This is a genomic window from Neoroseomonas oryzicola (assembly GCF_012163135.1).
Taxonomy (GTDB): domain Bacteria; phylum Pseudomonadota; class Alphaproteobacteria; order Acetobacterales; family Acetobacteraceae; genus Neoroseomonas; species Neoroseomonas oryzicola.
The window spans coordinates 159,849-172,802 of record NZ_JAAVUP010000002.1 but is presented as its reverse complement, the minus strand read 5'-3'; the positions used below and the strand labels follow the sequence as shown (position 1 = coordinate 172,802).

The window sequence follows — 12,954 nt, the reverse complement described above, 5'->3', positions numbered from 1 at the left end:
GTCAGACCCAGAACGCGATGCGGCCGCGGAAGCGGGCGAAGAAGGTCCAGGCCAGCGCGGCCAGGACGCCGGTCCAGAAGACCGCCGTCAGCCACACGACGATCCCGCCGGTCGTGCCCATCAGCGGCGCCCGGATCGTCTCCATCAGCGCGAAGAAGGGGTTGATCGGCAGGAAGGGTTCCCAATGCCCGACCATCTCCGGCTTCCAGATCACCGGGGAGACGAAGAAGGCGATCTGCATGACCGATCCGACGATCGGCGGGATGTCGCGGAACCGCGCGCAGATCATGCCGAGGAAGATCGATGCGGCGAAGCCCGCCACGCCGAGCAGCAACAGCCCGGGTATCGCCAGCACCACCGTCCAGGACGGCATCACGCCGAACACCGCGAAGACCACGAAGATGAGCGGCAGGTTGTGCGCCGCGACCACCGCGTTGCGGAACACCACGCGCAGCGCATGGACCGTGTAGGGCAGCGGCATCTGGCGGATCACGCCCTCCGCCCCGGTCAGGCTCGTGGTCGCGTCGGTGACCACCTGCGAGATCACCGCCCAGACGATCAGGCTGACGGACAGCCACGGCAGATAGCTCGCGACATCCATCTTGAAGAGCTTGGCGTAGAGGATGCCGAGCGCGGTCAGCATCACGCCGGTCGAGATCGTCAGCCAGAAGGGCCCGAGCACCGAGCCGCGGTAGCGGTGCGTGATGTCCCCGCGCGCCAGCGCCCAGGCCAGGCGCCAGCGGGCGAAGCCGCCCTCGAGGTCCTCGAGCGCGCGTTCGCGCCGGCGCGGCGCCGCTGCGTCGAATTCTCGGACCGGGTTTGCGGCATGGTACATGGGGGGCGGCTTCTACACCCCCCTCGCCCGGGCCGAAAGGGTGGCGGCCGCTACTTGCCGCCGCGGGCGTCGACCGGCCCGCCATATCCGCCGCCGCCATAGGCGCCCGAATAGCCGCCATACCCGGCCGGGGCCGGCCCGCCGGCGCGCGACAGCCGGATCCGGTCGGTCTGGGTGATGACGACGCGGTCGCCCACGTTCAGGCCGAGCTCGTTGGTCTGCACCACCGCCCGCGTCGAGCCGTCATCGTCGCGGATGATGAATTCCATGGCATTGCCGCGGGTGACGCCTTCCTCGATGGCCGCACCCGCCACGCCGCCGGCGAGCGCGCCGACCACGCCCGCCACCGTGCGCGCGCGCCAGTCGCCGCCGATGGTGCTGCCCACCAGGCCGCCCGCGACCGCGCCCGTCCCGGCGCCCAGCCCTGTCCGGGTCCCCTGCACGGACACCGGCCGCATGCCGACGATCGTCCCGTAGGAGACATAGCCCGAGGCGCCCAGCGCCGAGCGATCCACCGTGGAATTCGTTGCGGGGGCGCAGGCCACGAGCCCGCCGCCCAGGGCGAGAAGAACACAAATCGGCGCGAGCCGGCGCGGGTCGAGCATGTGACAGGTCTCCGGAATCGGGGCGGTGCGCAATCGAGCCAGCATATTCGACCGCCCCGGAATGGCCGCAATATGGTGGATGACTTCCACCCCTGGCATCGGGGGCGGCGGCCGACCCACCACATGATGCGGTGCGGCGGGAATGCTTGACCCGGCCTCGGGGCCTGGCCTACGCAAGACTTCAGAGGACTGTGTGTATCGCCCGCTGGCGGGCCAGCCCGGAGGGGCCGGAAGGGGATCCGGCTCGTCCCTTGTTAGGGCTGGCATGATGCCGGGGCCGAATGGGGACCAGGGGGAATGACCGGAACTCTCAGGGGCGGTGCCAGGGCCGTCATGGCCATCGCGTTGATGGCCTTGCTCTCCGCCTGTGCCCAGACCGGGACGCGCAGCGCGTCGAACGGGCCCTACTACAACCGGCCGGACAGCACGTCCCCGCCCGGGCCGCCGAGCGACCCCTGGGGACCCTGGATTCGCGACGCCTCCCGCCGGTTCGACGTGCCGGAACTCTGGATCCGTGAGGTGATGCGCCAGGAGAGTGGCGGGCGTGCCAATGCCGTCTCGCCGGCCGGCGCGATGGGTCTGATGCAGGTGATGCCGGGGACCTACCGGGAACTGCAGGCCCGCTACAACCTCGGCCCGGATCCCTATCACCCCTACGACAGCATCCAGGCCGGCGCCGCCTATCTGCGCGAGATGTACGAGCTCTACGGCAACCCGGCCTTCCTCGCCGCCTACAACGCCGGCCCGCGCCGGCTCGAGGAATACCTCTGGGGCGGCCGCGGCCTGCCGAACGAGACGCGCAACTACGTCTCCCGCATCGGCCCGCGCATCGCCAGCGCCGCGCCGAACCGCCGCGCCGCGCCGGAAGTCTACGCCGCCGCCGAGATGGGCTTCTACGTCCCGGCCGGGCCGCGCCCGGTGGGCAGCGGCACGGCGCTCGCGCTGCGCGACCAGCGCGACACGCCCGCCCCGGTCCAGGTGGCGGCCGCGCCGCCGCCGCCCGTCGCCGCCCCGGTGCAGGTCGCGAGCCTCGCGGCCGTCGCCCCGCCGCCGCCGCCCGCACCGTCGGTCGTCGGCCAGGCCCAGGCCGCGCTGACGCCGACCTACATGCAGGGCATCGAGAACCCGACCCTGACGCCGAGCGCCCGCCTCGCCATCGCCGAGGCCGCCCGCCAGTCGGAAATCGAGCGCGCCCAGCAGCAGGCCGAGGAGGCCGCCGCCGCCCGCGCCGCCGAGCGCCGCGCCCCGGCCGCCGCGCCGCTCCGCGGCTTCGGACTGGTCGGCACCGCCCATGCCGGCACCCTGCCGAGCGCCCCGGTGCCGGTCCGCCAGGCCTCGCTGCCGACGCCCGCCGCCCCCGTCGCGGCCGGCAATGGCGGCAGCCAGTGGAGCGTGCAGGTCGGCGCCTTCGCCTCGGAAAATCTCGCCCGCACCACGGCGAACCAGGCCCGCGACACCGTCGCCCAGATGGGCACGCGCACCGCGGTCACGCCGGTCCGCCAGGGTAATTCGACCCTGTACCGCGCGCGCGTCACCGGACTGAGCCGCCAGGCGGCGGAGCAGGCCTGTTCGCGCCTGCGCGCCCACGGCGCCTGCACGGTGGTCGCGCCGGGCGCCTGAGGCGCATCGCCTCCAGCATCGGGGCCGCGGCCGCAGGGTCGCGGCCCTTTTTCATGCGCGCCTGATTCCGCGTCCGCGCAGGGCTGGCCCCCTTGCCGCCCCGGCGCATGGCAGCCACCCTGCGCGCCGCACATCACCGGAGGAACGACCATGCCCGCCGAAGGCGGCCATCCGCGACCAACGCTGCCCGCCTCGGGCTTCGCCGCCCTCGATGCCATGGTGCGCCCGCGTTCCGTCGCCATCGTCGGCGCCTCGGACGACGCGACGCGCATCGGCGGCCGGCCGATCGCCTACATGCAGCGCCAGGGCTTCGCGGGAACCATCCTCCCGGTGAACCCGAACCGTCCGACGGTGCAGGGGCTGCCCGCCTTCGCCTCGGTCACCGCGCTGCCGCAGACGCCCGACGTCGCCATCGTCGCCGTGCCGGGCGAATCCGCGGTGCAGGCGGTCGACGACCTCGGCGCCAAGGGCTGCCGCGCGGCGATCGTCTTCACCGCCGGCTTCGCCGAAGTGGACGAGGCCGGCCAGGCCATGCAGGACCGCCTGGTCGCCGCGGCGCGCAAGCATGGGATGCGGCTTCTGGGGCCGAACTGCCTCGGCCTGTTCAACGCGGCGGTGAACTTCTACCCGATGTTCTCCCTGTCCTTCGAACAGGGCTGGCCGCTGCCGGGCAACATCGGCATCGCCTCCCAGTCCGGCGCGTACGGCACGCATGTCTTCGCGGTCTCGCGCCAGCGCGGCATCGGCACGCCCGTCTGCATCACCACGGGCAACGAGAGCGACGTCTCGCTCGGCGAGGTCATCGGCTGGATGGCGCAGGCGCCCGAGGTCGAGGTGATCTGCGCCTATGCCGAAGGGATCCGGGAAAGCGCACGCTTCACCGCGGCGCTGGATCTCGCGCGGCGCAACCGCAAGCCGGTCGTGCTGATGAAGGTCGGGCGGTCCGAACTGGGCGGCCATGCGGCGAAGTCGCACACCGCCTCGATCGCCGGCGACGACACCATCACCCAGGCCGTGCTCGACGAATTCGGCGTCGTGCGCGCGAACACGACGGAGCAGATGCTCGACATCGCCTATGCGGCGACGAAGCGCATCTATCCGGTGCGCAACACCATGGGCGTCATCACCGTCTCGGGCGGCGCGGGCGTGCTGATCTCGGACGCGGCGGAAGCGATGGGCGTGGCCATGCCGCCATTGCCCGAGGCGTCGCAGGCGCATCTCAAGTCGCTGATCTCCTTCTGCGCGCCGCGCAACCCGGTGGACTGCACCGCCCAGGCGGTGAACCAGACGGAGCTCTTCCCGCAATTCCTCGAGACCACCGCGGAGGCCGGCGGCTATGGCTCGATGCTGGTCTTCCTGACGCAGACCGGCGGGTCGACCACCATGGCGCCGAAGCTGCGGCCCTATCTGAAGCAGGCACGGGAGAAGTTCCCCGACAGGCTGTGGGTGCTCTCGGCCATCGCCTCGGCCGACAAGGTGAAGGCCTATGAGGAGGACGGGTATCTCGTCTTCGAGGACCCGACGCGCGCCGTCGCGGCGATCGAGGCGATGGGCCGCTTCGGCACCGCCTTCGCCGCCCCGCCGCCCGAGGAGATCGTCGTCCCCGACGTGACCCTGCCGGCGACCACGCCGACCGAGGCCGAGGGCAAGCGCATCCTGGCCAAGGCCGGCGTGCCCGCGGTGCCCGAGAAGGCCTGCGTGTCGGCCGACGAGGCCGTTGCCGCGGCGGAGTCCTTCGGCTTTCCGGTGGTCGCGAAGATCCTGTCGCCCGACATCCTGCACAAGAGCGAGATCGGCGGCGTCATCCTCGACCTCGCCGACGCCGCATCGGTGCGCGCGGCGCATGCGACGCTGCTGCAGCGCGCGGCCGAACGCGCCCCCGGCGCGCGCATCGAGGGCGTGCTGATCGCGAAGCAGATCAAGGGCGCGGTCGAGATGGCGCTCGGCGTCGCGCGCGACCCGGTCTTCGGACCGGTCGCGATGGTCGGCCTCGGTGGCGTCTTCATCGAGATCCTGAAGGACGTCTCCTTCCGCCGCTGCCCCTTCGGCGAGGCCGAGGCGGAGCGGATGATCCGCTCGCTGAAGGGCTTCCCGCTGCTCGACGGCGCGCGCGGGCGGCCGAAGGCGGATGTGAAGGCGCTGGCCGGCGCGCTCGCCGCGCTGTCGCGCTTCGCGGCGGGTGCGGGTGACCGTTTGCTCTCGGTCGACGTGAACCCGCTCCTGGTGCTGCCCGAAGGCCAGGGCGCCTTCGCCGCGGATGCCGTGATCGAGGTGGAGGACGGCAAGTGACGATCAACCACGACCACCTGCTCAACTACCCGATCCCGGAGATCCGCCAGACCATCCGCTGGCAGGACACGGCGCTCTACAACTTCTCGATCGGCCTCGGGCAGGACCCGATGGACGAGAAGCAGCTCGACTTCCTGTATGAGCCGCGGCTGAAGGCGATGCCGTCGATGGCCGTGGTGCTGGGCTATCCCGGCTTCTGGATCCGCAACCCGGATACCGGCGTGGACTGGACGCAGGTGCTGCACGGCGAACAGTCGGTCATCCTGCACAAGCCGCTGCCGGCCGAAGGCGAGATCATCGGCAAGTCGCGGATCAGCAGCATCGTCGACCGCGGTCCCGGCAAGGGCGCGCTGCTCTACAACGAGCGCATCGTGCTGGACGCGAAGACGGGCGAGAAGCTCGCGACGCTCGAAGGCACGACCTTCGCGCGTGGCGACGGCGGCTTCGGCGGCCCGTCCGGCCCGGTGAAGAAGCCGCATCCGGAACCCGAGCGCGCGCCGGACATCACGGTGGACCTGGCGACGCGGCCGGAACAGGCGATCGTCTACCGGCTCAACGGCGACCACAACCCGCTGCACATCGATCCCGCGGTCGCCGCCAAGGCCGGCTTCAAGCAGCCGATCCTGCACGGGCTGTGCACCTTCGGCGTGGTGTGCCACGCGCTGATGAAGGCGCTGTGCGGCTACGATCCCGCGCGTTTCGGGCGGATGGACCTGCGCTTCTCCTCCCCCGTCTATCCGGGCGAGACCATCCGCACCGAGATCTGGCACGAGGAAGGCGGCGCGGCGTTCCGCGCGCGCGTGGTCGAGCGTGACAAGGTTGTCGTGAGCAACGGGCTGTTCCGTCACCCGTGACGGTGATGCCGGGAGATCGAGAGACGTGATCAACAAGATCGTTCAATCCATGGCGGACGCCATGGCAGGCATCAAGGACGGCTCGACCGTGCTGATCGGCGGCTTCGGCGCCGTGGGTCAGCCCGACCAGCTGATCGAGGCGCTGATCGAGCAGGGGGCGAAGGACCTCACCTGCGTCGCCAACAACGCGGGCACGGGCCGCGTCGGCCTCGCGAGGCTGATGGAACTGGGGCGGGTGCGGAAGATCATCTGCTCCTTCCCGCGTTCCGCCGGGTCCGTGGTGTTCGAGGAGCTGTACCGCGCCGGGAAGATCGAGCTGGAGATCGTGCCGCAGGGCACGATGGCCGAGCGGATGCGCGCCGCGGGCGCGGGCGTGCCGGCCTTCTTCACCGCGACCTCGGTCGGCACGATCCTCGCGCACGGCAAGGAGGAGCGCGAGTTCAACGGCCGCCGCTACGTCATGGAACACGCGCTCAAGGGCGACGTCGCGCTGGTCGAGGCCTGGGAGGGCGATCGCTGGGGCAACCTGACCTACCGGTCCTCCGGGCGGAACTTCAACCCGGTGATGGCGATGGCCGCCGACCTGACCATCGCGCAGGTCTCGCACATCCGCGAGCTGGGCGAGCTGGTGCCGGAGAACGTGCATACCCCGGGAATCTTCGTGAACCGCGTGATCCATGTGGATCGCGGCCCGGCCTGGGCTTAACCGTTAGGCGCGAGAGGAGGCGGGCATCCGATCGCCGGAGGGGCGCAGGGCCATCGGCCCGGGCACCCGGAGGCGTGAATCGGATGCCCCAACACAGGAGAGAGCAATGCAGGGCTTCGACCGCAAGGGCATGGCCGCGCGCCTGGCGCAGGACATCCCGGAAGGCTGGATCGTCAACCTCGGCATCGGCATCCCGACCATGGTCGGCGACTACGTGCCGCTCGACCGCGAGGTGATCTTCCATTCTGAGAACGGCATCCTCGGCATGGGTCCCGCCCCTGCCGCGGACAAGGTGGACCCCTGGCTGGTGAATGCCGGCAAGCAGCCGGTCACGCTGCGTCCCGGCGGGTCCTACTGCCACCATGCCGACAGCTTCGCGATGATCCGCGGCGGGCATATCGACCTCTGCGTCCTCGGCGCCTTCGAGGTCGCGGCGAATGGCGACATCGCCAACTGGGCGACCAGCGAGAACGACACGGCCCCGGCCGTGGGCGGCGCGATGGACCTCGGCGCAGGCGCGAAGCGGCTCTGGGTCATCATGGAGCACACCACCAAGGACGGCCGTCCGAAGCTGGTGGAGCAGTGCGGCTATCCGCTGACGACGCCGGCCGCGGTGAAGCGTGTCTACACCAATCTCGGCGTCTTCGAGGTCGTGCCCGGCAAGGGCTTCGTGGTGGTGGACCTCGCCCCCGGCCTGACGCTGGAGCAGGTGCAGTCCGTCACCGGCGCCCCGCTCCACACGCAGTGATTTCGTGCTCCGCCGGCGGCGGGGCACCCAGACAGAAAAGGGAGGGGGCGCGGGGGAGGTTCACCTCCCCCGGTTCCTTGGAACGATGAGCCAGGCACTCGACGACAGAACCGAATCCATCCGCATGATCCGCGACAGCGCGGGTGCGGTCGCGCCGCGCGGCGGCGACACCAAGCGCGTGCGTGCGCTGCGCTTCCAGGCCCCCGGCTTCGACCGCGCCGTCTTCGCCGAGATGGGCGCGCTGGGCTGGATCGGCCTCGCCGTGACGGAGGAGGCCGGCGGCGCCGGCCTCGGCATGTCCGAGGCGGTCGCGCTGGCCGAGGAGATCGGCGCGGGCCTGGCCCCCGAGCCGCTGATCCCCGCGATGCTCTCGGCCCGGCTGCTCGCCGCGTCGGAGGACAAGGCGCTGCTCGGCCCGCTGCTCGAAGGCGGGAAGGTCGTGCTGACGGCGTGGCAGGAAAAGGCGGACACGTTGGCCGTACCCGGCACGCCCGACGCGCCGCGGGTCTTCGTGCCCATGGCCGCCGGCGCCGATGCCTTCCTGCTGCCGGTGCGCGAGGGCAACCTGATCTCGCTGCATGTGCTGGAAGCCGCCGGCGCCGACCTGGTGCTCGAGAAGACGATGGATGGCGGCAACCTCGGTACGCTGCGCGCCGACCTCGGCCGCGCGACGCGCGTTGCCGACGACATCGGCGCGGTGATCGAGCAGGCGCTGGACGAGGCTGCGCTGGTCACCGCCGGGCACATGCTGGGCCTCGCGGAGAAGGCCTTCGAGCTGACGCTCGCCTATCTCCGCACGCGCCAGCAGTTCGGCCGCATCATCGGCACCTTCCAGGCGCTGCAGCACCGCGCGGCGGACCTGAAGATCCACATCGCGCTGATCCGCGCGGCGGTCGAAAGCGCCGCGGCGACGCTCGATGCCGGGGCGACCGGCGCGGTGCGCCAAGCGGCGGTGTCCAAGGCCAAGCATCGCGCGATCGAAAGCGGGATGCTGGTGCTGCGCCAGTGCATCCAGTTGCATGGCGGCATCGGCTACACCGATGAATACGATGTCGGGCTCTACCTGCGGCGCGGCATGGTCATCATGAACCAGTACGGCTCGGCGAACCTGCATCGCCGCCGCTTCATGGCGCTCGCGCCGGAGGATGTGGAATGAGCGAGGCCCGCGTCCGCGAGGAGAAGGACGGCAACGTCCTCGTCCTCACCATCGACTACCCGCAGCGCAAGAACGCCATCGCGCCCGCCGTGCGCGCGGCGCTCGAGGACGCGCTGGAACGCGCCCAGGCCGACCGCGAGGTGCGCGCCATCGTCGTCACCGGCGCAGCGGGCACCTTCTGCGCCGGCGGCGACATATCGGCGATGGATGTCGGCGATGCGCTGGCCGGGCGCGAGCGCATGCGCCGCACCCACCGCCTGGTGCGGCTGATGGCGCGCGGCGGCAAGCCGCTGATCGCCGCGGTGGAAGGCTGGGCGGCCGGCGCCGGCATGGCGGTGGCCTGCGCCTGCGACACCATCGTCGCGGCCGAGGACGCCCGCTTCGTCGCCGGCTTCCACAAGATCGGGCTGATGTCCGACATGGGCCTGCCCTATTTCCTGCCGCGCCGCGTCGGCGTCGGCCGGGCGCGGCGCATCCTGTTCTACCATGAGGTCGTGAACGCGCCGGAGGGCGAGCGCATCGGCCTGGTGGACTTCCTCGCCGCGCCGGGCAAGGCGCTCGAGGTCGCGATGGAGAAGGCGCGCTTCCTCGCCGCCGAGGCCTCCGGCCCGATCGAACTGACGAAGAAGATCCTGTCGGAGGGCCTCGACGAGGCGCTTGCCGACGAGCAGACCTTCCAGGGCCTGCTGTTCACCACCGCCGACTTCCAGGAAGGCCGCGCCGCCTTCCTCGAGAAGCGCAAGCCCAACTTCGGAGGCTGAGACGATGGTCAGCATCGCCCCCAAGGAAACCACCGACCTCAACCAGATGGAGGACGAGGCCTTCCGCCTCCACGTCCGGTCCTGGATCGAGGCGAACTACCCGGCCGAGCTTCGCAATCCGCCCAAGCGCCTGCACTGGGAGGAGAACAAGCCCTGGTACTTCATGCTGGCCGAGAAGGGCTGGCTCTGCCCGGGCTGGCCGCGCCAGTTCGGCGGCCTCGGCCTGTCGCCGGCCAAGCAGATCATCTTCACCGAGGAGATCGAGCGCCACGGCTGCGCGCGCACCAACGACCACGGCATCGTCATGGTCGGCCCGCTGCTGATCAACCACGGCACGCCGGAACAGCAGCAGGAATTCCTGCCGAAGATCCTGAACGGCGAGCACATCTGGTGCCAGGGCTATTCCGAGCCGAACGCGGGGTCCGACCTTGCCGCGCTGCGCACCGAAGCCGTGCTCGACGGCGACCACTACGTCGTCAACGGCCAGAAGATCTGGACCACGCTGGCGATGGACGCCAACTGGTGCTTCCTGCTGGTCCGCACCGACAAGAACGCGAAGAAGCAGGAAGGCATCTCCTTCCTGCTGGTGGACATGGCGACGCCCGGCATCACGGTGAAGCCGATCATCAACCTCGAGTACCATGACGAGTTCTGCGAGGTGTTCTTCGACAATGTCCGCGTGCCGGCGAAGAACCTGGTGGGTACGCCGAACCGCGGCTGGGACATGGCCAAGGCGCTGCTGTCCTTCGAGCGCATCTACCTCGGCTCGCCCCGCCTGTCGGCCTATGCCTTCACGCGGCTGCGCCAGCTCGCCGAACGCATGGGCGCCTGGGAGGACCCGGCCTTCCAGGAGACCTACGGGCGGCTGCGCCTCGACCTCGAGGACCTGAAGTCGCTCTACGGCGCCTTCGTGGACAAGCTGCGCCGCGGCGAGACGCTTGGCCCCGACGTGTCGATGCTGAAGGTGTTCCAGACGGAGCTGTTTCAGCGCATCACCGACACGATGCTCGACATCGCCGGGGAGAACGCCGGGCTGCTGGAGCCGATGGAAGGCAACCGCAATCTCAACCCGACGGGCCTGTATATCCAGGCGCGTCCCGCCACGATCTACGGCGGGTCGAACGAGATCCAGCGGAACATCCTGTCGAAGAACGTGCTCGGCCTGCCGGGCTGAGCGATGCCAGACCTCCGGCCGGCGGCGCGCGCCGCCGGCCATGCGCCTGGCCGCGCGGCCCGGTCCGCGACAAACTTCCAATGATAACAGGAACGTGATCCGGCGATTCCCCGAAAACTTTGCGCCGGGGCTGCCTGATCCCGAACGGAATGACTGCGATACGAGTCCCCGCGATCGGCTGTCTGCCGGCGGAGGTCCCGGTGTTCGAGTCCCTGGCGCGGATGTTTCGCGGATTGTCCTGTGTCACCGCGCTTGGCGGCGGCATCCTGCTCTGCGCCGCCCTCGCGCGGCGCAGCGCCGCGGCCGAGGGCTACCGCCTGCGCGTCTGGGAGGAAGAACTGCACCTCAGCGGGCTGATGCTGCTGTGCCTCGCGATCGTGCTTCTCATCGTCAGCATCGATTTCTGGAGCCGCGCGCGCCACGCGCGTCTGATGGATCAGCTGTCGCAGCCGAAGCCGCCACAGGCGGGCTAGCCCCGGCTACCTTGCCGGCGGCGTCGTCAGGACGAGGTCGGTGACCTTGCCGCGGCGATCGAGCGTGCAACTGAAGTCAAGCCGGCTTGCCCCAAGGACGAGCCCGCCCGTCAGCGCCGCGGCATCCCCCGCCCGAGCAAATCGCGGATTATCGAGCGCATAGCCGCGCACGCCCTGTTGGCGAATGGCCTGGAGGCATTCGCGCCGGGCCACCGCCTCCGTCTGGGCGGAGGCGGGCGCCGCCGCCAGCACGACGGCAAGGCTTGCGAATGCCGGCATTGACGCTCGTTGCATCGCGTCCTCCCGCGACGGACGACCTTGCCAGATCGCCGTCGCGGCCCGCCACTGCCGCGCGGAAAGATGATACGGCGCTTCGTCCTGAAAGTTTTGCCCGGTGGATGGTGCGCGCCTTCGCCGCGCGAAGCTAAATCGAACTCACCGGCCGAGCCTGGGCCCGCAGATATTCGGCGGGACTGCCTTGGCCGAGCTGGGCGCCGGCACGCCCGCCCCCGCTCCGACCCAGGCGGCCGGGGGCGCAACTGCCGCCAGGCCGGTTCCACCGGGCGCGACGCCGCCGCCCTCGTCTTCCGCATCATGATCGGCCCACGCAGGGCCTGGGTTCGCGTTACCGCGTCGGTTGTCGCCGCGCCTGCTGATCAGGTCGCGTAGCGGCGAAGGATGCAAAGGCGTTCCGGCGCCAGCGCGGCGCCGCGGCCCCCTGCCGCAGGAATGCTCAAGGGATCAGGACGAGCTTCGCCGCCGCGACCACGCCGGCGTCGATATCGGCCACGGCCCGCGCGCCCTCGGCCAGCGGCCGCGCTTCCAGCCAATCGAGCGCGCCGAGACGACCCGTGACGAGAAGGCCGACGACGGTGCGGAATTCCTCCGGCGTGTAGCAGTAGGTGCCGGTGAAGGTGATCTCCTGCAGGGTCAGGCGGCGCACGTCGAGACCCTCCGCGCCAGGCAGCAGCCCGGCATGGACGATCACCCCGCCCGGACGGGCGAGCCGGCAGGCGGCCGCGCGCGTCGCGGCGGCGCCCACGGCATCCACCACAAGGTCGCAGGAGGCGTCCTCGGGCGACTCTCCCGGTGCGCGGGCCAGGGCGACGCCGGCGCGCAAGGCGGTCTCGCGCCGCGCCAGGTTCGGCTCGATGAGCCAGACCTCGCCAGCGCCAGCCTGGACCAGGACCAGCGCCGCCGCCAGCCCGATCGCGCCGCCGCCGAGCACCGCGCATCGTGCCGCAGGCAGCGGCCGTCCCAGCAGCCGCGCGCCGTGGTGCACCGCATGGAAGGAAACCGCGACCGGTTCGGCGAGCGCAGCCTTCGCGGCGGGCACGTCCTCCGGGATCTCGACGAGGTTCTCCTCCGGCGCGCGCAGGAATTCGGCGAAGGCACCGGGTCGCGGCGGCATGGACAGGATCTCCCGCCGTGGCGAGAGATGCGGCCTTCCCTCGCGCGCGAAGGGACAGTCCAGCGGCACGACGAGCGGGTTCACCGCAACGCGCTTCCCTGCAAGGCGACCTGTCAGCACGCGCCCGGCCGCCTCATGGCCGAGGATGATCGGCACGGGCCGGCGCGCATCATGCCCGTGGATCGCGTGCATGTCGGACCCGCAGATGCCGACCGCCTCGACGCGGATGATCGCCTCGCCCGGCGCGGGCGCCGGTTCGGGCTCGTCGCGGTAGATGAGTGCATTCGGCGCGGTCTGGACGAGAGCCTTCACGAGCGGTCCC

13 protein-coding genes are annotated in these 12,954 nt (G+C 71.0%); 9 read left to right on the top strand and 4 right to left on the bottom strand.

The genetic code is table 11. The features are described 5' to 3' along the window. Window position 1: 1 nt before the first annotated feature. A complete protein-coding gene (locus GWK15_RS07335; RefSeq protein WP_168040648.1) occupies window positions 2-835 on the bottom strand; it encodes an ABC transporter permease in 834 nt (277 codons plus the stop codon). A gap of 50 nt (window positions 836-885) precedes the next feature. Further along, window positions 886-1,440, bottom strand: coding sequence for an outer membrane lipoprotein (locus tag GWK15_RS07330; RefSeq protein WP_168040647.1), 555 nt, complete (start codon window positions 1,438-1,440; stop codon window positions 886-888). A gap of 348 nt (window positions 1,441-1,788) precedes the next feature. Here GWK15_RS07330 and GWK15_RS07325 point away from each other — a divergent pair, with 348 nt between their 5' ends. From GWK15_RS07325 to GWK15_RS07285, 9 genes are all read left to right on the top strand, one after another. Then, entirely contained in the window at window positions 1,789-3,060 is a 1,272-nt protein-coding gene (locus GWK15_RS07325) for a lytic transglycosylase domain-containing protein (RefSeq protein WP_245211500.1), read from the top strand. A 150-nt stretch (window positions 3,061-3,210) separates the two neighbouring features. After that, a complete protein-coding gene (locus GWK15_RS07320) occupies window positions 3,211-5,349 on the top strand; it encodes an acetate--CoA ligase family protein (protein ID WP_209442084.1) in 2,139 nt (712 codons plus the stop codon). Beyond that, window positions 5,346-6,203 carry a MaoC/PaaZ C-terminal domain-containing protein gene (locus tag GWK15_RS07315; protein ID WP_168040645.1) on the top strand — a complete coding sequence of 286 codons (858 nt, stop codon included), beginning with the start codon at window positions 5,346-5,348 and terminating at the stop codon, window positions 6,201-6,203. Before GWK15_RS07320 ends, GWK15_RS07315 begins: the two co-directional genes overlap by 4 nt. Before the next feature lie 25 nt (window positions 6,204-6,228). Then, a complete protein-coding gene (locus GWK15_RS07310) occupies window positions 6,229-6,909 on the top strand; it encodes a 3-oxoacid CoA-transferase subunit A (RefSeq protein WP_168040643.1) in 681 nt (226 codons plus the stop codon). Window positions 6,910-7,015: 106 nt separating this feature from the next. Beyond that, the gene (locus GWK15_RS07305) at window positions 7,016-7,657 is read left to right on the top strand and encodes a 3-oxoacid CoA-transferase subunit B (protein WP_168040641.1); all 642 of its coding nucleotides are present in this window, start codon (window positions 7,016-7,018) and stop codon (window positions 7,655-7,657) included. A gap of 85 nt (window positions 7,658-7,742) precedes the next feature. Next, entirely contained in the window at window positions 7,743-8,813 is a 1,071-nt protein-coding gene (locus GWK15_RS07300) for an acyl-CoA dehydrogenase family protein (RefSeq protein ID WP_168040639.1), read from the top strand. After that, a complete protein-coding gene (locus tag GWK15_RS07295; RefSeq protein ID WP_168040637.1) occupies window positions 8,810-9,574 on the top strand; it encodes an enoyl-CoA hydratase/isomerase family protein in 765 nt (254 codons plus the stop codon). Before GWK15_RS07300 ends, GWK15_RS07295 begins: the two co-directional genes overlap by 4 nt. 4 nt (window positions 9,575-9,578) lie before the next feature. After that, window positions 9,579-10,748: an acyl-CoA dehydrogenase family protein gene (locus GWK15_RS07290; protein ID WP_168040635.1), complete on the top strand. Its 1,170-nt coding sequence runs from the start codon at window positions 9,579-9,581 to the stop codon at window positions 10,746-10,748. 200 nt (window positions 10,749-10,948) lie between these two features. Continuing rightward, a complete protein-coding gene (locus GWK15_RS07285; protein WP_168040633.1) occupies window positions 10,949-11,221 on the top strand; it encodes a hypothetical protein in 273 nt (90 codons plus the stop codon). A 6-nt stretch (window positions 11,222-11,227) separates the two neighbouring features. Here GWK15_RS07285 and GWK15_RS07280 read toward each other — a convergent pair whose 3' ends face one another. Both GWK15_RS07280 and GWK15_RS07275 read right to left on the bottom strand, forming a co-directional pair. Next, entirely contained in the window at window positions 11,228-11,500 is a 273-nt protein-coding gene (locus tag GWK15_RS07280) for a hypothetical protein (RefSeq protein WP_168040631.1), read from the bottom strand. A 454-nt stretch (window positions 11,501-11,954) separates the two neighbouring features. Then, window positions 11,955-12,944 (bottom strand): alcohol dehydrogenase catalytic domain-containing protein, encoded by a 990-nt coding sequence (locus GWK15_RS07275; protein WP_168040629.1) that lies wholly within the window; start codon window positions 12,942-12,944, stop codon window positions 11,955-11,957. Window positions 12,945-12,954: the final 10 nt, after the last annotated feature.